General features: G+C 52.6%; 19 protein-coding genes. 5 read left to right on the top strand and 14 right to left on the bottom strand.

Features of this window, described 5'->3' with window-relative positions; genetic code table 11:
- The first annotated feature begins 100 nt into the window (after nt 1-100).
- A complete protein-coding gene (locus LKE88_RS00550; protein ID WP_276802331.1) occupies nt 101-1,168 on the top strand; it encodes a site-specific integrase in 1,068 nt (355 codons plus the stop codon).
- 73 nt (nt 1,169-1,241) lie between these two features.
- Here LKE88_RS00550 and LKE88_RS00545 read toward each other — a convergent pair whose 3' ends face one another.
- The 7 genes from LKE88_RS00545 to purE form a co-directional block, all read right to left on the bottom strand.
- Nucleotides 1,242-2,753 (bottom strand): IMP dehydrogenase, encoded by a 1,512-nt coding sequence (locus LKE88_RS00545; RefSeq protein WP_105325767.1) that lies wholly within the window; start codon nt 2,751-2,753, stop codon nt 1,242-1,244.
- Between the two features lie 62 nt (nt 2,754-2,815).
- A complete protein-coding gene (gene purD / locus LKE88_RS00540) occupies nt 2,816-4,093 on the bottom strand; it encodes a phosphoribosylamine--glycine ligase (protein ID WP_105325768.1) in 1,278 nt (425 codons plus the stop codon).
- Between the two features lie 11 nt (nt 4,094-4,104).
- Nucleotides 4,105-4,707 (bottom strand): IMP cyclohydrolase, encoded by a 603-nt coding sequence (locus tag LKE88_RS00535; protein WP_105325769.1) that lies wholly within the window; start codon nt 4,705-4,707, stop codon nt 4,105-4,107.
- Nucleotides 4,708-4,713: 6 nt separating this feature from the next.
- Entirely contained in the window at nt 4,714-5,328 is a 615-nt protein-coding gene (gene purN, locus LKE88_RS00530) for a phosphoribosylglycinamide formyltransferase (RefSeq protein ID WP_276802329.1), read from the bottom strand.
- Nucleotides 5,321-6,376 (bottom strand): phosphoribosylformylglycinamidine cyclo-ligase, encoded by a 1,056-nt coding sequence (gene purM / locus LKE88_RS00525; protein ID WP_276802327.1) that lies wholly within the window; start codon nt 6,374-6,376, stop codon nt 5,321-5,323. Before purM ends, purN begins: the two co-directional genes overlap by 8 nt.
- A gap of 12 nt (nt 6,377-6,388) precedes the next feature.
- On the bottom strand, nt 6,389-7,831 hold the full coding sequence (gene purF, locus LKE88_RS00520; protein ID WP_276802325.1) for an amidophosphoribosyltransferase: 1,443 nt from the start codon (nt 7,829-7,831) through the stop codon (nt 6,389-6,391).
- 14 nt (nt 7,832-7,845) lie between these two features.
- Nucleotides 7,846-8,349 (bottom strand): 5-(carboxyamino)imidazole ribonucleotide mutase, encoded by a 504-nt coding sequence (purE, locus tag LKE88_RS00515; RefSeq protein WP_105325773.1) that lies wholly within the window; start codon nt 8,347-8,349, stop codon nt 7,846-7,848.
- A 247-nt stretch (nt 8,350-8,596) separates the two neighbouring features.
- Here purE and LKE88_RS00510 point away from each other — a divergent pair, with 247 nt between their 5' ends.
- The gene (locus tag LKE88_RS00510) at nt 8,597-9,139 is read left to right on the top strand and encodes a hypothetical protein (protein ID WP_118287248.1); all 543 of its coding nucleotides are present in this window, start codon (nt 8,597-8,599) and stop codon (nt 9,137-9,139) included.
- A gap of 49 nt (nt 9,140-9,188) precedes the next feature.
- On the opposite strand, the gene LKE88_RS00505 is transcribed toward LKE88_RS00510, so the two are convergent.
- Both LKE88_RS00505 and LKE88_RS00500 read right to left on the bottom strand, forming a co-directional pair.
- Nucleotides 9,189-10,187, bottom strand: coding sequence for a DUF362 domain-containing protein (locus LKE88_RS00505; RefSeq protein WP_118287249.1), 999 nt, complete (start codon nt 10,185-10,187; stop codon nt 9,189-9,191).
- Nucleotides 10,188-10,402: 215 nt separating this feature from the next.
- On the bottom strand, nt 10,403-11,710 hold the full coding sequence (locus LKE88_RS00500; protein ID WP_231086629.1) for a 2-hydroxycarboxylate transporter family protein: 1,308 nt from the start codon (nt 11,708-11,710) through the stop codon (nt 10,403-10,405).
- A 261-nt stretch (nt 11,711-11,971) separates the two neighbouring features.
- On the opposite strand from LKE88_RS00500, the gene LKE88_RS00495 reads away from it, so the two are divergent.
- Nucleotides 11,972-13,852: a hypothetical protein gene (locus LKE88_RS00495; RefSeq protein ID WP_276802322.1), complete on the top strand. Its 1,881-nt coding sequence runs from the start codon at nt 11,972-11,974 to the stop codon at nt 13,850-13,852.
- A 595-nt stretch (nt 13,853-14,447) separates the two neighbouring features.
- Here the strand turns inward: LKE88_RS00495 and LKE88_RS00490 are convergent.
- Nucleotides 14,448-15,542 (bottom strand): alpha/beta hydrolase, encoded by a 1,095-nt coding sequence (locus LKE88_RS00490; protein ID WP_105325780.1) that lies wholly within the window; start codon nt 15,540-15,542, stop codon nt 14,448-14,450.
- A gap of 113 nt (nt 15,543-15,655) precedes the next feature.
- Nucleotides 15,656-17,002, bottom strand: coding sequence for an ISL3 family transposase (locus LKE88_RS00485; protein ID WP_276803890.1), 1,347 nt, complete (start codon nt 17,000-17,002; stop codon nt 15,656-15,658).
- Between the two features lie 275 nt (nt 17,003-17,277).
- Between LKE88_RS00485 and LKE88_RS00480 the strand changes: the two genes are divergently transcribed.
- Entirely contained in the window at nt 17,278-17,757 is a 480-nt protein-coding gene (locus LKE88_RS00480; protein WP_105325782.1) for a MerR family transcriptional regulator, read from the top strand.
- Between the two features lie 79 nt (nt 17,758-17,836).
- On the opposite strand, the gene LKE88_RS00475 is transcribed toward LKE88_RS00480, so the two are convergent.
- Nucleotides 17,837-19,216 carry an MATE family efflux transporter gene (locus LKE88_RS00475; RefSeq protein ID WP_231087038.1) on the bottom strand — a complete coding sequence of 460 codons (1,380 nt, stop codon included), beginning with the start codon at nt 19,214-19,216 and terminating at the stop codon, nt 17,837-17,839.
- A gap of 84 nt (nt 19,217-19,300) precedes the next feature.
- Complete coding sequence (gene trpS, locus LKE88_RS00470) at nt 19,301-20,362, bottom strand: tryptophan--tRNA ligase (protein ID WP_105325783.1); 1,062 nt, start codon at nt 20,360-20,362, stop codon at nt 19,301-19,303.
- Between the two features lie 368 nt (nt 20,363-20,730).
- On the opposite strand from trpS, the gene sstT reads away from it, so the two are divergent.
- A complete protein-coding gene (gene sstT / locus LKE88_RS00465; protein WP_105325784.1) occupies nt 20,731-21,984 on the top strand; it encodes a serine/threonine transporter SstT in 1,254 nt (417 codons plus the stop codon).
- 232 nt (nt 21,985-22,216) lie between these two features.
- Here sstT and LKE88_RS00460 read toward each other — a convergent pair whose 3' ends face one another.
- On the bottom strand, nt 22,217-23,563 hold the full coding sequence (locus LKE88_RS00460; RefSeq protein WP_276803888.1) for an ISL3 family transposase: 1,347 nt from the start codon (nt 23,561-23,563) through the stop codon (nt 22,217-22,219).
- Nucleotides 23,564-23,631 lie beyond the last annotated feature (68 nt).

Genomic DNA, 23,631 nt, shown 5'->3' with positions numbered 1-23,631 from the left:
CGAATACCGACAGGGAGAAGCGTAACCCACCTACCAAAGGGGTTTACTCTATCATTGTACCACAGAGGCCCCTTTCTGCCCAGAAGGAGGCCGATTTTTTATGGAATACAGTTTCAGTTATCGAGAAAAGAACGGATCTGTATGCCTGATTTTGTCTTACAAGGTCGGGAAAAGATGGAAGCAGAAGACCAAACAAGGGTTCAAGACCCAAAGAGAAGCCAGGAAGTACCAGGATACCCTCCTGGCCCAGGTAAAAGAAACCGCCGGGCTGACGGATGATATCCGTCTGAAAGATATCTCCCTCAGAGATTTCTTCCCGATTTTTGTCCGGGACAGGGAAAATGCTCTTGCTTATAATACGCTGCGTAACTACCATGACGGGATTGCCAACCTGGGATCCGTGGCAGATATCCCCATCCGGGATCTTACTACAGCGGAAATCATAAATGCCCTGATGGCATCTGAATGCAAACCCAGCAGCAGGAAGTCACGGCTGCGCTTTATCACCCCAGTCCTGGAGCATGCCCTGAAAATGTACAACATCATAAAGGTCAACCCCGCCAAAGGAATCAAGCTTCCCATGGACAAGGCCCCGAAAACGCTGCGGGCTTTCACCAGGGCAGAGCTGGCCGCCTTGCTGAAGCTCCTGGAGCCCTGGCCGCTCCGGCATCTGGTGGTAACCCTGGGGGCTGGCACCGGTATGCGCTTCGGAGAGATAGCCGGCCTCCCATGGGCTGCCATCGACTGGGACAAACAGGCCATCACGGTACAGCAGCAGTATGCCCAATCTGCGCACAATCAGTACAGCATAGGACCCTGCAAGACGGCCAACAGCAACAGGGTCATCCCGGCTTCAGCGGCAGTCCTTCAGGAGCTCAAAGCATGGAAGAAAACGCAGCCGATGACCATTACCGGGACAGTCTTCCCTCTGGATCGTATGCCTACGGAGCGCACCAGCATCAACACCCTGATCCGGAAACATTTTCCCGGCCGGTCTCTCCACGCTCTGCGGCACACCTTTGCGACGCTGCTGCTGTCCAGGACGGGAGACATAAACCTGGTGGCCCACGTATTGGGGGATACCGTGGGAACGGTGTCATCCATCTATGTGAATTACACCGAAGACATCAACCAGGTTGCGGTCAAGGCCATAGGATCCCTGTACTAAAAATATTTTTGCCGTATTTTTGCCGTGAGCGCAAAAAAGCCCGTATCCACTAGGGGTACGGGCTTTAAATTACTTATTTCGGGTAGTTGTTGGAGGAATTTTCCTTCAGCAATACGTCGTGGGCACCGCCTTCTACCAAGCTGGTAGCAGAAACCAAAGTCAGTTTGGCTTTCTTCTGCAATTCAGGAATGGTGAGCGCACCGCAGTTGCACATGGTGGAACGAATCTTGGAGGTGGTCAGGTTTACGTTGTCCTTCAGGCTGCCTGCGTAAGGAACGTAGGAATCAACGCCTTCTTCGAAGGACAGCTTCTTGTCGCCGCCCAGATCGTACCGCTGCCAGTTGCGGGCACGGGCAGAACCTTCGCCCCAGTACTCTTTCATGTAGGTGCCGTTGATGTTCACCTTGTTGGTAGGAGATTCATCGAAGCGGGCAAAATAGCGGCCCAGCATGATGAAGTCAGCACCCATGGCCAGAGCCAGGGTCATGTGGTAATCGTACACAATGCCGCCGTCGGAGCAGATGGGCACGTAGATACCGGTTTCCTTGTAGTATTCGTCCCGGGCTTTGGCTACTTCAATCACTGCGGTAGCCTGGCCGCGGCCGATACCTTTTTGTTCACGGGTAATGCAGATGGAACCGCCGCCGATACCGATTTTCACAAAATCAGCACCGCATTCCGCCAGGAAGCGGAAGCCTTCAGCGTCAACCACGTTGCCGGCGCCAACCTTTACAGAGTCGCCATATTTGGCACGAATCCATTCCAGGGTCCGTTTTTGCCATTCGCTGTAGCCTTCGGAGGAGTCGATGCACAGCACATCGGCACCAGCTTCCACCAGAGCAGGAACGCGCTGTTCATAGTCCCGGGTGTTGATGCCGGCACCTACTACGTGGCGCTTCTTGTCGTCCAGCAGTTCCAGCGGATACTGCTTATGGGTGGAATAGTCCTTGCGGAATACCATGTACATCAGGTTGCCGTCTTTGTCAATGATGGGCAGGGTATTCAGCTTGTGTTCCCAGATAATGTCGTTGGCTTGCTTCAGCGTAGTATCGCTGGTACCAATGACCATATCCGCTACAGGGGTCATGAAGTCCTTTACCAGGTCCGTCATTTGCATCCGGCTGATCCGGTAGTCACGGCTGGTCACAATCCCTTCCAGATGACCATGTACGGAGCCGTCAGAAGTAACTGCCATGGTAGAATGGCCGGTTCTTTCCTTCAGAGCCAGTACATCAGCCAGGGTGCAGTCAGGCCGCAGGTTGGAATCGCTGACTACGAAACCGGCTTTATAGCTTTTTACCCGGGCAACCATGGCTGCTTCGCTTTCAATGCTCTGGGAACCGTAGATGAAGGACAAGCCGCCTTCACGGGACAGGGCAATGGCCATGTTGTCGTCGGATACGGACTGCATGATTGCAGACACCAGGGGAATATTCAATGTCAAGGGTGCTTGTTCACCCTTCTTAAATTTTACCAGCGGTGTTTTCAAACTCACATTTGCAGGAATGCATTCGCTGGAAGAGTATCCAGGCACCAAGAGGTACTCACTAAAAGTGTGCGCAGGTTCATCATAAATAAAAGCCATTGTAATCCCCCTTTTGAAGTATTTTTTCTATTCTAGCACCACACTGTCACAATTGCAACAATTTATTTCAATCTTTTTAAGGCTCTCCAGGCAATATCGTGACGATAGTGCACACCTTCAAAATGGATCTTTTCTACAGCGGCGTAAGCCTTCTTCTGGGCCGCAGCAATGGAGTCGTCCACAGCCGTAACACCCAGTACCCGACCGCCGTTAGTGACAATCTGGCCGTCCTTTTCCTTGGTCCCGGCGTGGAAAACCACCACCTGGTCCAGGGCGCCAGCTTCTGCAAGGCCGGTAATGGGCAGGCCTTTGGGATAGGATTCCGGATAGCCGCCGGAAGCCATAACCACGCACACCGCAGCCTTGGTGCTCCATTTTACCAGGTCCGGCGTCAGGGTACCCGTGGAGCAGGCCACCATAATCTGAGCCAGGTCGCTGTCCAAGAGGGGCAGCACTACCTGGGTTTCCGGATCCCCAAAACGGGCGTTGAATTCTACTACCTTAATGCTGTCGCCTTTGATCATCAGGCCAGCGTACAGGCAGCCCGTGTAGGTGCGGCCTTCCTTGGCCAGGGCATCTACCACCGGGCGCAGAATGGTTTCCACCGTCTTCTGCTTCAGGGCGTCCGTCATCACCGGAGCCGGGCAGTAAGCCCCCATGCCGCCGGTGTTGGGGCCTTCGTCCCCATCGTTCACCCGTTTATGGTCCTGGGCAGCCAGCATGGGCACAATGGTCTTGCCGTCCGTAAAGGCCAGGAGAGAAGCTTCCTCCCCTTCCATAAATTCTTCGATAACCACCCGGTTGCCGGCGGTGCCAAACTTGTGGTTGCCCATCATCTCGTCCAAAGCGTCCAGGGCTTCCTGCTTGGTCATGGCTACCACCACGCCCTTGCCGGCTGCCAGGCCGTCCGCCTTGATGACGATGGGAGCGCCCTTTTCCTCTACAAAGGCCCGGGCGTCCGCCAGGTTGTCACAGACCTTGAAAAAGGCCGTGGGAATATGGTATTTCTCCATTAGTTCCTTGGAGAAAATCTTGGAACCTTCAATTTCCGCAGCCTTGGCGCTGGGTCCAAAAATGGTCAGGCCCCGGCCTCTGAAAACGTCCACAATCCCGGCCACCAGAGGGGCTTCCGGCCCCACTACGGTCAGGTCGATTTGATGTTCCTCAGCCCAGTCCGCCAGCCCTTCCAGGTTGGTTACGTCCAGGTCCACACATTCTGCCAGGTTCTTCATGCCGGGATTGCCCGGTGCTGCATATACTTTATCCACACTGGGGCTTTGGGCCAATTTCCATACCAGGGTATGTTCCCGGCCGCCGCCGCCAATTACCAATACCTGCATCTTGCTCCCCCTTATGCCTTTTCGCTGTCCAGCTGCTTTTTCAGATAGGCGCTGATGGCCGTATCATAGGCTGCCGTATGGGCAAAGGCTTCCTGGGCCAGCATTTTCCGGGTATGCAGGTCGATATCGCCCTTTTCGTCCAGCAGCTTCATCAGGCCTTCATAACGGTCCGGATTGGTGATGATCACCACATCGTGGAAGTTCTTGGCAGAAGCCCGCACCATGGCAGGGCCGCCGATGTCGATGTTCTCGATGGCTTCCGCTTCCGTTACGCCAGGTTTGGCAATGGTCTGTTCAAAAGGATACAGATTGCACACCACCAGGTCGATGGGGCGAATGCCGTTGTCCTTCATGTCCTGCATATGCTGGGGATTGCTGCGGATGGCCAGAATGCCCCCGTGAATTTTCGGGTTCAGGGTTTTTACCCGGCCGTCCATCATTTCCGGGGTACCGGTCACGTCACTGACATAGGTGACAGGAATCCCTGCAGCCTTGATGGCTTTCATGGTGCCGCCGGTGGAAATGATTTCAATGCCTTTCTTATGCAGGAAAGCAGCCAGTTCCACAATGCCTTTTTTATCGGATACACTCAACAATGCTCTTGCAATGGTCATAACGCGCTACTCCTTCCGGATTTTTACTTTTCTGCCTTTGACTTCCAGCCGATTTTCCGCCCACAGCTTCACCACTTCCGGCAGGATGGTATGTTCCTGCACCAGAATCCGGGCAGCCAGGGTATCGTGGGTATCCTCATCCATGACAGGCACCGCAGCCTGCATAATGATGGGCCCCGTGTCCATGCCGGCATCCACAAAGTGCACCGTGCAGCCGGCAATCTTTACCCCGTAGTTCAGTGCCTGTCCCTGGGCGTCCAGGCCCGTAAAGGACGGCAAAAGCGCCGGGTGGATGTTGATAATCTGATGGGGCCAGGAGTTTACAAAATCAGCGCTCAAAATGCGCATAAAGCCAGCCAGGACCACCAGTTCCACCTGTGCGTCCCGGAGCTTTTTGTCGATGGCCGCCTCAAAGGAGGCCTTGTCCTTGTAATCCTGCCGGGCAATGGCATAGTGGGCAATCCCCGCCTTTTGGGCCCGTTCCAGGGCGTAGGCTTCCGGACTGTCACTAATCACCACAACCACTTCTATAGGAAGGTTTTCTTCCCGGATTTTGTCCAGGACGGCCTGAAAATTGCTTCCCCGGCCGCTGACCAAAACCCCGATTTTCCGCTTATTCACCGAATACGCCGCCTTTCAGCACAGTCTTCTTGGTGCCGGGTACCACTTCACCCAGTTCGTAGAAGGTTTCCCCTTCAGCCTTCAGATGCGCCCGCAGAGCCTCGGCTTCTTCCGGAGCCACAACCAGGACCATGCCCACGCCCATGTTGAAGGTGCGGTACATTTCCGGCCAGGGCACATTGCCCCATTCCTGGAGCTTCTTGAAGACCATGGGTACTTCCCAGGCATCTGCATGTACCAGGGCGTCGCAGCCTTCCGGCAGGATCCGGGGAATGTTGTCGTAGAAACCGCCGCCGGTAATGTGTACCATGCCGTGGAGGTTGAACTTGTGAATCAGCGGCAGCACCGTGCGGGGATACAGCCGGGTAGGCGTCAGCAGTTCTTCGCCCAGGGTTTTGCCAAATTCCGGAATCATAGTGTCCACGGACAGGCCCTGTGCTTCAAAGCAGATCTTCCGCACCAGGGAGAAGCCGTTGGAATGCACGCCCGTAGAAGGCAGGCCCAAGAGCACGTCCCCCGGTTTTACCTGGTCCCCGGTAATCATCTTGTCCCGTTCCACAACGCCCACGGAGAAGCCGGCAATATCGTATTCATCTTTGGCATAGAAGCCGGCCATTTCCGCCGTTTCCCCGCCAATCAAAGCACAGCCGGATTCCTTGCAGGCCCCGGCCACACCCTTAACGATGTCGGCAATCTTCTGGGAGTCTACTTTTGCCGCAGCAATATAGTCCAGGAAGAACAGCGGTTCAGCACCCTGCACCAGGATATCGTTGACGCACATGGCCACAGCGTCCTGACCAATGGTGTCGTGACGGTCCATCATAAAAGCAATCTTCAGTTTGGTGCCCACGCCATCGGTACCGGATACCAGGACCGGATCCTTGTACTTATTGCCCAGGGCAAACAGGCCGCCGAAGCCGCCCAGGTCCCCGATTACTTCCGGACGGTACGTAGCCCGCACACTGTCCTTCATCAATTCAACGGCTTTGTTGCCGGCATCAATATCTACACCTGCATCTGCATAGGTAATAACCTTTTTCTCAGTCACGCTGTTTCCTCCTCAGCAACTCGTCTCAAACTGGAATTTGGAGCCCAGCTCCATTTCTTTATCTGCTCCATCTGGATACTTGGCGTTGAAGCAGGCATAGCACATATCATCGGGGTTCAGCACGGACAGGGAACTGCGCAGACCTTCCATACTAATATAATGAAGGCTGTCAGCCTTGATGTATTCCCGGATTTCTTCTTCCGTCTTGCTGGCGGCAATCAGTTCCTTCCGTTCAGAAGTATCAATGCCGTAGTAGCAGGAATCCATAACCGGAGGAGAGCTGATGCACACGTGCACCGCCGTAGCCCCGGCATCCCGCAGCAGCTGGACAATCTTGCCGCTGGTAGTGCCCCGGACGATGGAGTCGTCCACCATCACCACGGATTTGCCGGCCACCAGGCTCCGGTTGGCATTCAGCTTCAGGCGTACCGCGTTCAGCCGCTGCTTTTGGGTGGGCTGAATGAAGGTACGGCCAATGTATTTGTTCTTGGTCAGACCTTCCACAAAGGGAATGCCTGCTTCCAGGCCGTAGCCAATAGCAGCAGGGGTACCGGAATCAGGCACGGAGATAACAATATCCGCCTTGATGTTCTTGGTTTCCCGAGCCAGCTGCCGGCCCATGTTGATCCGGGCCTGGTAAATGCTTTCCCCGTCCATAATGCTGTCCGGACGGGCAAAATACACGTATTCAAACACGCAGTGGGCCAGATGTTCCGGCTTGTGGGTGCTGTACATAATGCTCTTGGGTTCGGCGTTTTCATCGTCAATGACAATCATTTCGCCGGCTTCCAAATCCCGCACGTATTTGGCCCCTACCAGGTCCAAGGCACAGGTTTCCGAAGCCACCACCCAGCCCTTGTCCAAGCGGCCCAGGCACAGCGGCCGGAAGCCATAGGGATCCCGGAAAGCAATCAGCTGTTCGTCGTTCATAATCAGGATGGAAAAGGCACCCTTAATGGTGTTGGCAGCTTCCGCCACCCGTTCCGGCAGCGTTGCTTTCCGGCTCCGGGTAATCAAAGACAGCACCACTTCGCTGTCCACCGTGGTCTGGAACATAGTGCCTTCCTTGGCCAATTGAGAACGCAGCTGGGCTGCATTGGTCAGGTTCCCATTATGGGACAGGGCCAAGTTGCCGCCATCATAAAAAACTTTCAGAGGCTGAACATTGTAGGGAATGCTGGAACCCGTAGTGGAATAACGCACGTGGCCAATAGCCATATAGCCGTCCAGTCCCCGGACCCCGTCCTTGAACACATCATTGACCAAACCCATGGCCTTTTTGATATGCATATGGCGGCCGTCGGATACGGCAATGCCGGCACTTTCCTGGCCTCTATGCTGCAGGGCAAACAAGCCCCAGTAGGTATTGAGCGCTACATCATCTTTTTTCGAATAAATGCCGAATACGCCGCATTCTTCGTGCAGCTTATCCTCTGCAAAGTCTCTTTCCGTCATAGTTCCTCCTGAACTTATTGCTTATTGGCCGCAGCGCGGGTGGCAGCCAGTTTTTCGCCTTTTGCTTTTACTTCTTCCTGCATTTGTTTTCTATGGGCAGCCAGTTTTTCCACCAGTTCCGGATACTTTTCAGCCAGGATTTGGACAGCAAACAAAGCCGCATTCTTGGCCCCGTTAATGGCCATGGTAGCCACAGGGATTCCAGAAGGCATTTGGACAAAGCTCAAGAGAGCGTCTACGCCATTTAAGGCCGTAGCATTGATAGGCACGCCGATCACCGGCAGGGTGGTATAGGAAGCAATTACGCCGCCCAGATGAGCCGCAGCCCCGGCAGCCGCAATAATCACTTCTACGCCCCGGTCTCTGGCACCGGCAGCAAATTCCTTTACCAGCTCAGGAGTGCGGTGTGCACTGGCAACCACAACTTCCACTTCAACGCCGAAATCCTTCAAGGTTTTTTCAGCAGGTTCCAAAACAGGCCAATCAGAATTACTTCCCATAATCAATGCAACTTTCATATCAGCACCTCCAAAGAAAAAAGGCTCAAGAGTCCTTCTAGCATCAATGTATCGGTTACTCCCAAGCCAAACTGTGACCAGCTTAATTCGTATTATCATTCTATCAATGCTATTGGGCAATGTCAATATTTTATCGAACTTTTATCATATATGTTACACTATCGTTCGTAATAATCGAAAACTTTTCAATTTGTAGCCCCCATTTCACTAAAAGCATACTATAATAGTAATATAAGAGGTGATTCCTATGCTGCATTTTTGGCGAAAAGCAGCCCTGCTGCCGCTTTTCCTTTTTACTCTAGTGGCCGCTTTCCCCAGGGCAGGTGAGCTGTCCCCGGCTATAGCCGTGCCCCATCCTTCCCTGGGCAGCGGCTCCTCCATTCCTACGCCCCACGTAAGCCAGCCCCAGGTGAGCACCCATCCCGTTTCCGTACCCACCCCGGTGCCCCACGCCCCAGCCCGGATTCCCCAGGTGCGTTCCCTGCCCATTCCGGAGCCCCAGGTGACCACGCCGCAGGTGACGGCCCCCAGCCGTAGCCCCCAGCCCTATGTGAGCCCCGTGGTTCCCGGCGCCGGAGAAAAACTGGACGTGTACCGGCCCGGCCTTACCCTGTTTTCCTGGGAAGCACCCCGTACCTACGGCGTCTTTGGCCAGTACACCACCCTGTTCCCCTACCGCCACGACCCGAACTATACAGCCGGCTGGTGGAAGCCCTGGCCCCTCCTTTCCCCGGAAGACCTGTTCCGCACCCGTCTCTTGGGCCAGCCCCTGGAAACTGTCATTCATTAACAAAAATGACCTTCCTGCCGCAAAAGCAGAAAGGTCATTTTTTATTCACTTACTTCGTAAAGGGTACAACGCCTTCCACCGCCTGGGCAGCGGTAATCCGCTGTCCTTCATGGTCCAGGTCGATGAGCACATACTTGCTGTTGCCCATGCCCAGTTCTTCCATATAGGTCAGCTGGCGCAACCCGTGCCGGGATTCCATCCGTTCCACCAGGTCGTGGTGGTCCTTTTCCTGCATGGCGTACACCATATCAATGGAAGCCTGGTCCACGGACAAAATATCCAGGGACGCTGTAATGCCTACGTTAGGAGTTACCACCGGCTGAGCCGCTACCCCTTCGCAGTCGCAGGACACGGACATATTCCGCAGCACATTGATGTAGGCCACATGGCCGGCAAAATAATCAATGGTGGCCTTGGTGGATTCCGTCATCCGTTCCATAAATTCTTCCTTGGCAATATCCCATTGGTTGGGCTGCCCCGGAGTGGTATGGATCATGGCCTTGCCAATCCGGCCGTCAGCGCAGCCAATGCCGATGTTCTTGTCAGAGCCCCCAAAACCGCCCTGGACATGGCCCTTAAAATGGGTCAGGGCCAGCAGGGAATCGTAATTGGTCAAATGGCTGCCCATGGACATTTCCGTAAACCACTTGCCGCCCTTGACCGGCAGCATAACCGTGCCTTCCTCGTCCAGGATATCCACCGGAGCAAAGGTCCAGCCGTTGGTTTCCAGGGTCTTCCGGTGCTCCTCCGTGGTGTACCGGCCGCCCTCGTAATAAGTGTTGGTTTCAATAATGGAAGCCGTGGGCAGACGCTTTTCCAGCAGTTCCTTCACCCAGGGCCGGGGAATGATGTTGGGACCGTGGGGTTCACCCGTATGGAGCTTGACCCCCACCTTGCCGGTCAAATGGGCCGAAATCTTATCGTAAATCTTCAGCAGCCCTTGGGCGGACAAATCCCGGGTAAAATACACAATGGATTCATTGCCCGTTCTTTTTTCATAGGGAATATACGTATCACCGTCAAAACGAGTTACCTTTTTTTCTGTCATAGGAATTCCTCCTTCAGCTAAAACCATGGGTTGTGCAGAATTCGCACAGTCTTGCATACTACCATTGTACTCGCCTTTCAGGACTTTTTCCAATGCCTATCCTCTTTTTGCCGTTATACCAAAAAAGCATGGTGCCAAAATGCAGCCAGCGGCCGCCCAATTACAGGCAGCCGCTGCGCTTTGTTTCTAGGTGGTTTTGTTGGTTTTGCGTACCATTACCGCAGGTAGATGGAGAAGATGAAGGAAGCTACCACCAGCACAATCCCGCCGCCAACACGGCTGGACAGCTGTGCATAAGAAATCAGTTCCAGCCGGCGAGCTGCCCCCAGTACCGCAACGTCCCCGGCGCCGCCCCGGTTAGCCATGCACAGGCCGGCGGTAATGGCCGTATCGATGGGATAGAAGCCCACCAGTTTGCCGGTCAGGGCACTGCCGATAATGGCACCGATAACTACCATCAGGGCAATCAGCACATTGCTGAAAGTCAGGGCTGCGGCCAATTGGCCCAGGTCAAAGTCCACACCCATGCAGACCATGACCAGCACAGCAATAATGGAAGCTGTAAAAGACTGGATTTTCTTGGCCGCCATCCGTACGCCCGGAGGAATAACCCCCAGCACAGCCAGGATAACTACAAACAAAATGGTATAGGCAAAGGCATGAATCTTGGCTCCCAGCACCACCGGGAACAAAATCTTACTGCACAGCAGGCCTACCGCATAGGCCGTGCCGGCCAGGAACAGGGCACCCCGGTAATCGTCCTTGGAGGGGGTGATATCCAGGTCCGGTTTGATCAGGTTTTGGTCCGTAGGCATAATGTTGGTCCGGTCCCCGGTCCATTCCGGTTTCTTTTCGCCCAGCTTGTCCAAAAGAGCTCCGGCGAGAATGCAGATCAGGTTGGCAATGGTCAGAATGATAATGGCAAAGGAGTAATAGTTGGCTGCCGGCTGCCCTGTCACCTGCTCATAAATCTGGGACAGAGGAATGGCACCGGCCCCGTTGCCGCCGCCCATAATGGGCAGAACAAATTGAATCATGGCGTTAGGCGGGGTAACCCCAAAGACTAGGCCAATGGCAATACCGAAAATGGAAGCACCCAGAAGGCTGCCGAACAGGGCGGGAATATACCCGGCAAAGCTGCGGATTAAGACCTTCCGGTCCAGAGCCAAAATGGAACCCAGAATCAAGAAGATGATGAATACCGTCAAGAGGCCCGTGGTCCCCTGCTCCGTATCCATAATGGCCTTCACATATTTCACAGGAATCAGGTCCGCCTGCTTCAGGGCAGCCACCCCGAAGAATACCATCAGAAGGCCCCCGCCGATATACGTATTCCAGATGGGAAGCTTTTCCCCCAGCTTATACAGGAACAGGGTCAGCATCCCGGTAATGCCCAGGAACCCAATAAAGTCCGTACTCAGGACGCCTCTGGACATCAAATAAGCAACAATAGCAGAAAACAGCAGATATAAGTACCAGGGAAGTCCCCCAAACATCAAGAAATCACTTTTCTTTTCGTTCACGACTGCACGCTCCTTTTTTGTCGGGATCCGGATCCGATTGATACATTTAGTATAAGGTAATTCTGATTTTTTCGATAATACTAGCTTATTATCTGTTAATAAGTCTAGGTTATAAGCCATGAATAAAACTAATTATCCGATGCATTTTTTAGAAGGTTTGCTTCCGCTGACTTCACACACTTTTCCTAAATTCCTCTCATGCAGCAAAAATTTTCCAGTGCTACAATAAGGACAGTGAAACCTCACGAAGGAGCTGATTCCATGCAAACCTCTAAACAAGCGGCGCTTCTCTGCGCCCTCTGTCTGCTGGGTACCGGCACGGTCCTGGCCGCCCCGGCCGCCCCAGCAGCCTCTTCGGCAGCGGCCCCGGTGACCCAAAAGGCCCCCGCCTCTGCCGTTACTTCTGTCACCACCATTGCCCATAACTACGGCTTTGGCGAAGCCATTTCCCAGGTGGCCCTGCGCTACCCTGAAAAAATTGCCGCAGCCCAACTGTCCCCCAGCGATTTTCTGGTGCCGGGAGCTGCCATTTCTGCCGTCTATCCTTCTGACAAAGCCTACCCTGCCCAAAAAGCGGACAAGGGCCAATACGTGATTCTGGAGCTGGAGCACAAGAATCCCCAGTCCGATATGCCCCTGCCCCAGCGTGCCCCCAGAAAGGACGAGGCAGGAGCCAAACACCCCGGGGACGCCTCCTCCCACAGCGACCGGACAATGCCGGACCTGAGTCTTTCCGTGACCCAGCTAAAGCCCCTTACCAGCGTCAAGGGCACCACCTTTGCACCCACCACGGCACCCCTTACTGCCACCACTACCCTGGAACCAGAGCTCCAGGGCTTTACCGCCGGCACCTATACGGACCCCCAGGTGGGCGCCTCCATTCCCTATTATCTCTATCTGCCCGCCCATTATAATCCCAAGAAAAAGTACCCCCTGATGGTGTTTATTCCCGACGCCAGCACCAATATCGACAATTCCAAAATCACCCTGGTCCAGGGCAACGGCGCCACCATTTGGGCCTCCCCAGAAGAACAGGCCAAGCACCCCTCCCTGGTGCTGGCCGTCCAGTATCCCCAGCGCCTGGTGGATTCCCTGGGCATGATGACCACCGACGATAATGTCTGGACCCCAGGGCTGACCCTGGTGACCGACCTGATCCACCACATTGCGGACACCTACAGCGTGGACCCGGACCGAATCTACGGCACCGGCCAATCCCAAGGCGGCATGGCCAATATCGCCATCAGCGACAAGTACCCCGACCTTTTTGCTGCCCAGTTCCTGGTGGCCTGCCAATGGAATACCCAGGAAATGGAAGCCCTGAAGGACAAGAAACTGTGGATTCTGGTGAGCCAGGGCGATACCAAAGCCTTCCCGGCCATGAACGATGCTGTCAGCCGCTGGCAAAAACTGGGCACCCAGGTGGCCACCGCCCCCTACTGGGACAGCCATTCCACCCAGGAGCAATTCTCCCACCTGGTGGGCCAGCTGGAACACCAGAACGCCCCCATCAACTACAGCGTCTTCCAAAACGGCAACCACATGTACACCTGGACCATTGCCTATAATATCCCTGGCATCAGGGACTGGGTCTACCTCCAAAGCCGGTCGGACAAGCCCGTTTTCTTCCAAACGAACCAGCTTTCCGCCTGGCAGAAACGGGAACTGGCCGGCCAGCTGCTAAACCAGGGCATCAGCGCCTATAAGGAAGGGACTTCCCAGGGCGATGCCCGGGCCTTGGCCTATTTCCAGGAAGCAGACCGGCTGGGCCATTTCAAGGCCGCCCGGTACCTGGGTCTCCTGTACGCCGAAGGCCGGGGCGTGCCCCAAAGTGACAAAAAAGCGGCCGCCTTCTACCAGAAAGCAGCCAAAGCCGGGGACATTACCGGCACCACCCTGCTGGGTGCCTGCTACGAAAACGGGAAAGGCGTACCCCAAAATGATGCCAAAGCCCTGGTTCTGTACCAAAAAGCCGGAGAACGCGGTGATATTATTGCCGCCCCCGCCCTTTTTGCAGAAGCAAGGCTGTACGAATTGGGCAAAGGCACTGCCCCGGACCTGGCAAAAGCCAAGGCCCTGTATGAACAGGCCGCCAAGGCCGGCTACCAGCCTGCCAAGGACAAACTGGCCCAGTGGAAATAACGCATATTCTGCACAAAAAATGAGGGTGTGGAATAATACTTACCCCAGAACAAAAAAACGGCTTACGAGCTCAAAAGAGTTCGCAAGCCGTTTTTTGTTCGTTATGCCGTATCCAAACCTCAAAACTTCCTCAGTCAGTCCTGCGGACTGACAGCCCCTGAGTGGTTCGCCGTGCTCCGTTTCCCTCCACCCTACGGGTTCGGCTCACGGACGGCTATCACATGGCTCACATGATCCAAGAGTCCTTAGAAATTCTGCCGGACTCTTGGATGTGAGCGCAACGCTTTGGATGGGCCGGTCTTAAGCCTATACTGGTCGTGTGCTAAACGGGTTTTGAGATGAAATCATGGTATGTATATACTAGCACTACCCTTCTCTGTCACTTGACCAGTAGAGGTCTGGAATGCTTCCTGCAAGCATTGCGGCCGCATCCAAACAGCCCAACAAATTCTACAAGTGGCTGTTTGGTCAATAAGGCCCATGCGATAGCTGCCCAGGAATTGAGCCTGTAAGGCGAAAATGACTGGCTAGCAGCGAACCGCTCAGGAAGTGTCGCCGCAAGGCGACGATAGAAGTTTTATTTTTTCATCTGTGCTTATTTCAAATTTTCCTTAAAGAAGCTTTCAATCTTGTCAAACGGAATCACGTCCATCTTGTAGTACAGGTCCGTATGCACCGCACCGGGGATGATCAGCAGTTCCTTGTTATTGCCCTCCATTCTCTTGAACACATCTTCGCTGAAATACCGGGAATGGGCCTTTTCCCCATGGATCAGCAGCACCGGCGTTTCAATCTCGTCCGCATACACATCAATGGGCATATTGGCAAAATTCAATACCGAGCTCAGAGTTGCCCCAGTAGTGGAACCAAAGGAACGAGGATGGTACCCCAGTTTGGTCTGGTAGTAGTCATGATAATCCTTGACGAATTGGGGCGTATCCTTGGTCACTTCCGTAATTACCCCGCCGGCCATTTTGTAGGTGCCGTTTTTGTAGTCCAGGGTCCGCTGTGCACTGATGCTCTCCCGCAGGGCCTTCCGTTCTGCCTTGATGTCTTCGGGCTTCCGGCCGTTGTCAAAGTAGCCGTTGGCAATCACCCGGCTCATATCGTACATGGTGGAGGTTACCGTAGCCTTGATCCGGGGGTCCATGGCTGCTGCGTTAATGGCAAAGCCGCCCCAGCCGCAGATGCCCACAATGCCGATTTTCTGGGGATTCACGTCATTGCGGTTGGACAGATAGTCCACCGCTGCGGAGAAGTCCTCCGTGTTGATGTCCGGAGACGTGGTGTTTCGGGGTTCCCCTGCAGATTCCCCCGTAAAGGACGGGTCAAAAGCCAGGGTCAAAAAGCCCCGGGCAGCCAGTTCCTGGGCATACCGGCCGGACACCTGTTCCTTCACTGCGCCGTAGGGCCCTGCCAGGGCAATGGCTTCGTATTTTTCCCCGGCCTTGTGATTTTTCGGCGTGTACAGGTCCCCCACCAGGGTAATCCCAAACCGGTTGTGGAAGGTCACCTTCTGGTGAGCCACCCGCTGATCCTCCGGGAAAGTCTTATCCCAGGCATTGGACAGCTTGGACGCATCAATGGTTTCCTTGACTGCCACCGAAGGTTTCACTTCTGCCCGCTTAAAGTCCTCCGCTGCCTCTGCGTCCAGGCCAAAGCCTGCCATAAAAAGACCGCAGGACAGCATTACCAAAATCCGTTTTGCCAGCTTACTTTTTTGGGCTCTTCACGTTTTATTGTGGGATGGCAGATTTCTGCCATCCTTCTTTTATGTCTAGCAACATCCCACTGTCGCAATCTCTAGACAGTGCCGTTTCGTATAGATGGTAATGCTGAATATCGAATCAGAGTGAAAAAATATTCATCATTTTTGTATCCATACCCTATTCGTTTTGCAACCTTAATCTTGTTATTGACGCCTTCAAGCTTTCCTGTGGTAATCGGATGGGCTGAGTGAGCAATCAAACCCTCTTTGCGTTTTCGCTTTAAGCGGGCAAACTTTTGCAGCTGCGGTATGTTGCTCTCCTCGGCTCCTTTAAACCATTTTTCCCATTCTACGGCAGCTAAATCGGGGTTTCTAAGCTCGAATAGATCACTTAGTTCCTCTTTCATTGTATGGCAAACTGTCAAATTTTCATGTTTTTTAAGGATTTCCTTGAGATTTTCTGCCTTTTTATCGCTTAGTGTTTCTTCCTTGCAAAGCAGCGTCCAGCGAGCTTGTTTTACTTCCTTGTAAAGCCGATTCTCCTCTTTAATTGAATCCTCTGCTTTTGTTGCCTGCTCTTCAGCAATATTCTCTGTAATCCCAAGCTTTAGGTTATCGGCTTTCTCTTTGTGCTGTCTTGCTTCCTCCAGCCTTACGGCTCCCAGCACATCTCGTCCATACTGGGCTTGCATATGGTAGCGGTCGTATACTATTGCCGCATGAGGCAGATACTTTTCTACCAGGGTGTTGAACGATGCGTTCATGTCCATTGCGACAGCTTCTACTTCAGACAAATACTCCAGGTCTGTCTCTTCAAAAAACTTTGTAAAGGCAGCTATAGAGCGTCCCGCACCAACCCAGAGGATGTCTCCCATATCAAGGTCCATAACACAGGTTGCGTAAGTATGGCCTTTGTGCATTGCAAACTCATCAACGGCAAGATGCTTAGGACGGTAGCCACTTTTGCGAAGTTCCTCGCTTCGCGTTTTGAGAGCCTCGTCCATAATTTCCTTATGGATTTTAGAAACTGTTCCCCAATGGATACCGGTCAAATCGCTGACTGCTTTAATCGTCATTTGATGCATAAGCAAAATCTTGATCCATAAAGCGGCACGAGAAGTGACTCTGGTTCCAGGATACTTAAAGGTTATGTTTTCATTGAAGGTATGCCCGCATTTTTGGCACCGGTAGCGGTGGAATCTCACACGAAGAATCCGTGGCTTTCCGGGTATCCAGGGCATGTCTTTAAGTGTAGTTACAGGGTTGTCATGGACATGGACCTTACCGCCGCAGCAAGGGCATACAACGTCGGCTGTAGGCCGGGTACTATTTACATCTATGATCTCTTCAAAAAGAGAAGCAATACTCGTAGGAATATTAAAATTGTCCTGTATGTTTTTGCATAAATTTGCTATACTTGAGGTTGAGAGCACGTGGATCATTCCTTTCGTAGTTTTGTCGCTATTACTTAGAATGGAGCATCCCGTGCTCTTTTTCAATACCTTTTTTCAGTTTTTAAATTCTGTCTTAGATTTCGTATCCCCCAATTTTCCGTGATGAGCCCTTTTTTGCATCCTATTTCCTCCTATTCTCTAGACCGCCAGAACCGGCGGCAATTCTTGCATTTTCGCTAAAATTAGTGTAACATTAAACTCGAGTTTAAGGTCAAGCCCTTATTTCCAGATTATTTCAGGTCAATACCAAGGAGGAAAATTCCATGACCTATTATTCCATTCAGCAAGTATCCGAAATGACCCAGATTCCCGCCACCACCCTGCGCTACTACGACAAGCAGGGCCTGCTGCCCTTTTTGGAGCGCAGCGAAGCCGGCTACCGGGTTTTCCAGAAAAAAGACCTGGGTTCCCTGCAAATCATCCAGTGCCTGAAAAGCGCCGGCCTGTCCATTGTGGAAATCCGCCAATTCTTCCAATGGGTCCAGGAAGGAGATACATCCCTGAAAGAACGCCTGAACCTGTTTCTCAAACGCCGGGAAGAAGTCCAGCGCCAAATGGCCGAACTGCAAAAGACCCTGGACGTCATCAACTTCAAATGTGACTACTACACCAAAGCGGTAGCAGCCGGTACGGAAAAGGTCGTAGCCGATAACCAAAAACTGCCCCACTCCGACGAATTTATCGCCGGCCAGCCCCCGCTTTCCGCTGCCCAGCAGCCCCAGGCCCCTGCCCAGTCCTACTAAACGGCCCACACAAAAAAGGAGAGAACCTCGTTAAGAAGTTCTCTCCTTTTTTGTTTTGTCAGCCGCTTAGGACTTCAGCTTATTCGTGGGCCAGCGCCGCATGATGCGGTTCCGGTTTCTTTACCCTCCGTTCCCAGCCGCTGTAGCTGTAGTAGAGCCGCAGCAGGGTGGTGCACATCAGCCAGCCAATGGGATAGCCAAAGGACACGGCGATAATGGAGTCGGTAATGTGGGTAATAATCAGCAGATACAGCTGCCGGAACACCACAAAGGAAAACAGCATAATGTACATGGGCGCCCGGGCGTCCCCCACCCCCCGGAGCATACCGGCGTGAATCTGGTTCATACAGGCAAAAATATCAAACAAGCAGTTCACCCGGATGAACAAGGTCCCGTAGGCCACTACCCCTGGGTCCTGGTTAAACAGCCGGATTACGTTGGGCGCAATGATAAATTCCGGAATACACAATAGGGCCGTTGCCAAAACAGCCATACGGATGGAAACGGATACCCCTTTGCGAATCCGCTCCAAATTCCCGGCCCCGGCATTTTGCCCGGTAAAGGTGGTAATGGCCAGGGCAATGCTCTGCATGGGCATGATGATAAACATATCAATCCGGAAGTAGGCTCCCCAGCCGGCCGTACTGTCGGCGCCGAAGGAGTTGATGTAGGACTGGACAAATACGTTGGAAAAGGCCGTCAGGGCCATCTGGAACCCAGCTGGGAACCCTACGTTAATGATTTTCTTTAAGATCGTCAGGTTCAGCCGCATTTCCGCCCAGGACAGCCGGTACACTTCCTGGCTGCGGAACAGCACCACCAGCACCAGGAAGGCGGAAATAAACTGGGACAGGATGGTAGCATAAGCCACCCCCGCCACTGCCATACGCAATTTCAGCACAAAAAACAGGTCCAAAATCACGTTCAGCACGGACGTAAAAATCAAAAAATACAGCGGCCGCTTGGAGTCCCCCACCGCCCGCAAAATAGCGGACCCCATATTGTAGATCATCAGCCCGGTAATGCCCAGGAAATAGATGCGCAGATACGTAGTGGAATACGGCACAATGGTGGCGTCCGTCCGCATAAATTCCAGCAGGAACGGCGTAATGTTCCACCCCAGTACCATGAATACCAGACTCAAAAGAAACGTCCCCACCAGGGACGTATGCACTGCCTTGCGCAGATTGGGCACATCGTGGGCCCCGAAATACTGGGAAATGATTACGCTGGCCCCGGTGCTCAGCCCCATGAAAAACCCCACCAGGGTGTTGATGGCCGGCGTAACGGTAGTAACCCCGCCCAGAGCGGCACCCCCTACAAAGTTGCCCACCACCACGCTGTCCACCGCATTGTACATCTGCTGGAACAAGTTCCCAAACAGCAGCGGCAGGGCAAACCACAGCAAGTGCCGCCAAATGGAGCCTTGGGTCATATCTTTGGTTGTTGTTTTGGCCAAATGGATCCCTTCCCTTCTGATAAAAACCCTCCCGGAGCAGAATACCTGTCCAGGAGGGCCTGTGTTCTCATACTGTTGGCTAATTTATCGCAGCAGATTGTCGTCGTCGAAGTAGTTGATTTTCATGGCAGCCCGTACATCCTTCAGGGTTTCCGCAGCCTTGGCTTCTGCCTTGGCAGTGCCGGCCCGGAGGATTTCCACCACTTCCGGCTTTCTTTGTTCCCAATACTCCCGGCGTTCCCGGATAGGAGTCAGCACGTCCTGAAGTACGTTGTTCAGGAACTTCTTGACCTTCATATCCCCCAGCCCGCCGCGGGTGTAATGGTCTTTCAGTTCGTCCAGATTGGCGTAATCCGGCAGGAACTGGGTGAAATGTTCAGGCTTGGAGAAAGCATCCAGGTAGGTGAATACCGGGTTTCCTTCCACGTGGCCCGGGTCGCTGACCTGCACATGGGTAGGATCCGTGTACATGGACATCACCTTCTGCTTTACCGTAGCCGCATCGTCGGACAGGTAAATGCAGTTGCCCAGGGATTTGCTCATCTTGGCCTTTCCGTCCAGCCCCGGCAGCCGCAGGCAGGCCTTGTTGGAGGGCAGCACAATGTCCGGCATGGTCAGGGTTTCCCCGTACACACTGTTGAACTTGTGGACAATCTCCCGGCACTGTTCCAGCATGGGTTTCTGGTCTTCCCCTACCGGCACCGCCGTAGCCTGGAAAGCCGTAATGTCCGCTGCCTGGCTTACCGGGTAGCAGAAAAAGCCCAGGGGCACGCTGGCTTCAAAATTCTTTTGTTGGATTTCATTTTTCACGGTAGGATTCCGCTGTACCCGGGCCACCGTTACCAAATCCATATAATAGGTGGTCAGTTCAAACAGTTCCGGAATCAGGGACTGGATAAAAATCGTTGCCTTGTTGGGGTCAATGCCCACTGCCAGGTAATCCAGGGCTACCTGCAAGATATTTTGGCGTACCTTTTCCGGATTCTCCGCATTGTCGGTCAGCGCCTGGGCGTCCGCAATCATGAAATAAATCTCATCGAACTTCCCAGAATTTTGCAGCTCCACCCGCTCAGCCAAAGAACCTACATAATGTCCCACATGAAGATGGCCCGTTGGACGATCCCCGGTCAGAATAATTTTTTTCATTTTATCTCCTCACCTGTTCTCTATTTCAGAACCGGCGCCTGCATATTCCCAAAAGACATTCCGGTTCAAACGTACATAATATAAATATACTATGGTTGGCAGTTTTCTTCAAGTATCCCGCCGGAAAATCAAAAACCGTTGCTTTTCTTCTCCCGGCTTTTCCGTTCCCTGTGTACAATTTATGGATGGATGTCTTTATACTTTCTCAATCCAATGATAAATAGAACATTTCTCGTTCTATTTTAGCTGAAATGTAATTTTTTTAGAACTCTAGATTTATCTACAAATACTATTGTATTTATTTTTTATTTTGATATACTAGGTTATGTTCTTTTACTTATTTTATCCAGAGAAAGGAAGTTCATCGTATGAATGCCATTTTGTATTACCTGAAGCACACACCGATTATCAAGCAAATTGCTGTAGGCTTGGTCATCGGCATCCTCATCGCCAGCTTCGCTCCCGGAGCCATTCCGTTTGTGGGCATTTTCGGTGATCTGTTCGTCAAGGCCCTGAAGGGCATCGCACCGCTTTTGGTGTTTATCCTGGTCATGAACGCCATGATTCAGAGAAAAGACAACGGCGACACCCAAATGAAACCCGTCATCAAACTGTACATCATCGGGACCTTTGCCGCTTCCCTGGTAGGGGTGGCCATGTCTTTCCTGTTCCCCGTGACCCTGTCCCTGCAGCTGGCTGACACCAAAGTTGCTCCTCCCAGCGGCATCGCAGAAGTCCTCCACACCCTGATTCTGAACGTGGTAGACAACCCGGTAAACGCCCTGCTGACCGCCAACTACATCGGAATCCTGGCCTGGGCCATTTTCCTGGGGCTGGCACTCCACAACACCGTGGGTGACAAAAGCAAGGCCGTATTTGAAGACCTGGCCCAAGGCATTGCCATCGCCGTCAGCTGGGTAATCCGCTTCGCTCCCTTCGGCATTATGGGCCTGGTAGCCGAATCCATCGGTGCCAGCGGCCTGGGCGCCCTGCTGTCCTACGTAAAACTCCTGGGCGTACTGTTGGGCTCCTACTTCCTGGTTGCCCTGGTCATCAATCCTCTGATTGTGTACCTGAACGTCCACAAGAACCCCTATCCTCTGGTTTGGACCACCCTGAGAGAATCCGGCGTGTATGCCTTCTTCACCCGCAGCTCCGCCGCCAACATTCCGGTAAACCTGTCCCTGTGCCATCGCCTGGGCTTGAACCCGGATACCTTCACCATCTCCATTCCTCTGGGTGCTACCATTAACATGGCCGGTGCTTCCATCACCATTTCCGTACTGGCCCTGGCAGCTGCCAACACCCTGAACATCAACGTGGATATGCTCACCGCCCTGCTCCTGTGCATCGTTTCCACCATTGGTGCCTGCGGCGCTTCCGGCGTAGCCGGCGGCTCCCTGCTGCTGATCCCCGTAGCCTGCGCTTCCTTCGGGATTGGCAACGATATCGCCATGCAGGTAGTCGGCGTTGGCTTCATCATCAGCGTATTGGAAGATGCCTGCGAAACCGCCCTGAACAGCAGCAGCGACGTACTGTTCACCGCCACCGCAGAATTTGCCCAAAGAGCCAAAGAAGGCACCCTGAAAGCCTCCGACATGGTTCCCAAAGACGAAGAATAAGTAAATATTCGGAAACAATTAATCCCCTGCCGGCCACCCGGCAGGGGATTTTTGTGTTTAAAAGGAGACTGTGAAAAGCGGACCGCACCAGCACCAGGAAGTCCCTTGACCGCACGACCAAAAACCGCTACAGAGTTTTCTACAGCAAAAATGGCTCTTCACGTTTTATTGTGGGATGGCAGATTTCTGCCATCCTTCTTTTATGTCTAGCAACATCCCACTGTCGCAATCTCTAGACAGTGCCGTTTCGTATAGATGGTAATGCTGAATATCGAATCAGAGTGAAAAAATATTCATCATTTTTGTATCCATACCCTATTCGTTTTGCAACCTTAATCTTGTTATTGACGCCTTCAAGCTTTCCTGTGGTAATCGGATGGGCTGAGTGAGCAATCAAACCCTCTTTGCGTTTTCGCTTTAAGCGGGCAAACTTTTGCAGCTGCGGTATGTTGTTCTCCTCGGCTCCTTTAAACCATTTTTCCCATTCTACGGCAGCTAAATCGGGGTTTCTAAGCTCGAATAGATCACTTAGTTCCTCTTTCATTGTATGGCAAACTGTCAAATTTTCATGTTTTTTAAGGATTTCCTTGAGATTTTCTGCCTTTTTATCGCTTAGTGTTTCTTCCTTGCAAAGCAGCGTCCAGCGAGCTTGTTTTACTTCCTTGTAAAGCCGATTCTCCTCTTTAATTGAATCCTCTGCTTTTGTTGCCTGCTCTTCAGCAATATTCTCTGTAATCCCAAGCTTTAGGTTATCGGCTTTCTCTTTGTGCTGTCTTGCTTCCTCCAGCCTTACGGCTCCCAGCACATCTCGTCCATACTGGGCTTGCATATGGTAGCGGTCGTATACTATTGCCGCATGAGGCAGATACTTTTCTACCAGGGTGTTGAACGATGCGTTCATGTCCATTGCGACAGCTTCTACTTCAGACAAATACTCCAGGTCTGTCTCTTCAAAAAACTTTGTAAAGGCAGCTATAGAGCGTCCCGCACCAACCCAGAGGATGTCTCCCATATCAAGGTCCATAACACAGGTTGCGTAAGTATGGCCTTTGTGCATTGCAAACTCATCAACGGCAAGATGCTTAGGACGGTAGCCACTTTTGCGAAGTTCCTCGCTTCGCGTTTTGAGAGCCTCGTCCATAATTTCCTTATGGATTTTAGAAACTGTTCCCCAATGGATACCGGTCAAATCGCTGACTGCTTTAATCGTCATTTGATGCATAAGCAAAATCTTGATCCATAAAGCGGCACGAGAAGTGACTCTGGTTCCAGGATACTTAAAGGTTATGTTTTCATTGAAGGTATGCCCGCATTTTTGGCACCGGTAGCGGTGGAATCTCACACGAAGAATCCGTGGCTTTCCGGGTATCCAGGGCATGTCTTTAAGTGTAGTTACAGGGTTGTCATGGACATGGACCTTACCGCCGCAGCAAGGGCATACAACGTCGGCTGTAGGCCGGGTACTATTTACATCTATGATCTCTTCAAAAAGAGAAGCAATACTCGTAGGAATATTAAAATTGTCCTGTATGTTTTTGCATAAATTTGCTATACTTGAGGTTGAGAGCACGTGGATCATTCCTTTCGTAGTTTTGTCGCTATTACTTAGAATGGAGCATCCCGTGCTCTTTTTCAATACCTTTTTTC

It is taken from the genome of Acidaminococcus hominis, assembly GCF_022484025.1.
Taxonomy (GTDB): domain Bacteria; phylum Bacillota; class Negativicutes; order Acidaminococcales; family Acidaminococcaceae; genus Acidaminococcus; species Acidaminococcus hominis.
The sequence above is the reverse complement of the archived record's forward strand: the minus strand, read 5'-3'. Positions and strand labels throughout refer to the sequence as shown.

Excerpts from the sequence above, each read along its gene's own strand:
- LKE88_RS00550 (WP_276802331.1), top strand. The coding sequence starts at position 101 with ATGGAATACAGTTTCAGTTATCGAGAAAAGAACGGATCTGTATGCCTG.
- LKE88_RS00490 (WP_105325780.1), bottom strand. The coding sequence starts at position 15,542 with ATGCTGTCCTGCGGTCTTTTTATGGCAGGCTTTGGCCTGGACGCAGAG.
- LKE88_RS00480 (WP_105325782.1), top strand. The coding sequence starts at position 17,278 with ATGACCTATTATTCCATTCAGCAAGTATCCGAAATGACCCAGATTCCC.
- sstT (WP_105325784.1), top strand. The coding sequence starts at position 20,731 with ATGAATGCCATTTTGTATTACCTGAAGCACACACCGATTATCAAGCAA.
- LKE88_RS00485 (WP_276803890.1), bottom strand. The coding sequence starts at position 17,002 with ATGATCCACGTGCTCTCAACCTCAAGTATAGCAAATTTATGCAAAAAC.
- purE (WP_105325773.1), bottom strand. The coding sequence starts at position 8,349 with ATGAAAGTTGCATTGATTATGGGAAGTAATTCTGATTGGCCTGTTTTG.
- LKE88_RS00510 (WP_118287248.1), top strand. The coding sequence starts at position 8,597 with ATGCTGCATTTTTGGCGAAAAGCAGCCCTGCTGCCGCTTTTCCTTTTT.
- LKE88_RS00535 (WP_105325769.1), bottom strand. The coding sequence starts at position 4,707 with ATGACCATTGCAAGAGCATTGTTGAGTGTATCCGATAAAAAAGGCATT.
- trpS (WP_105325783.1), bottom strand. The coding sequence starts at position 20,362 with ATGAAAAAAATTATTCTGACCGGGGATCGTCCAACGGGCCATCTTCAT.
- LKE88_RS00460 (WP_276803888.1), bottom strand. The coding sequence starts at position 23,563 with ATGATCCACGTGCTCTCAACCTCAAGTATAGCAAATTTATGCAAAAAC.
- purD (WP_105325768.1), bottom strand. The coding sequence starts at position 4,093 with ATGCAGGTATTGGTAATTGGCGGCGGCGGCCGGGAACATACCCTGGTA.
- LKE88_RS00495 (WP_276802322.1), top strand. The coding sequence starts at position 11,972 with ATGCAAACCTCTAAACAAGCGGCGCTTCTCTGCGCCCTCTGTCTGCTG.
- LKE88_RS00545 (WP_105325767.1), bottom strand. The coding sequence starts at position 2,753 with ATGGCTTTTATTTATGATGAACCTGCGCACACTTTTAGTGAGTACCTC.
- LKE88_RS00505 (WP_118287249.1), bottom strand. The coding sequence starts at position 10,187 with ATGACAGAAAAAAAGGTAACTCGTTTTGACGGTGATACGTATATTCCC.
- purF (WP_276802325.1), bottom strand. The coding sequence starts at position 7,831 with ATGACGGAAAGAGACTTTGCAGAGGATAAGCTGCACGAAGAATGCGGC.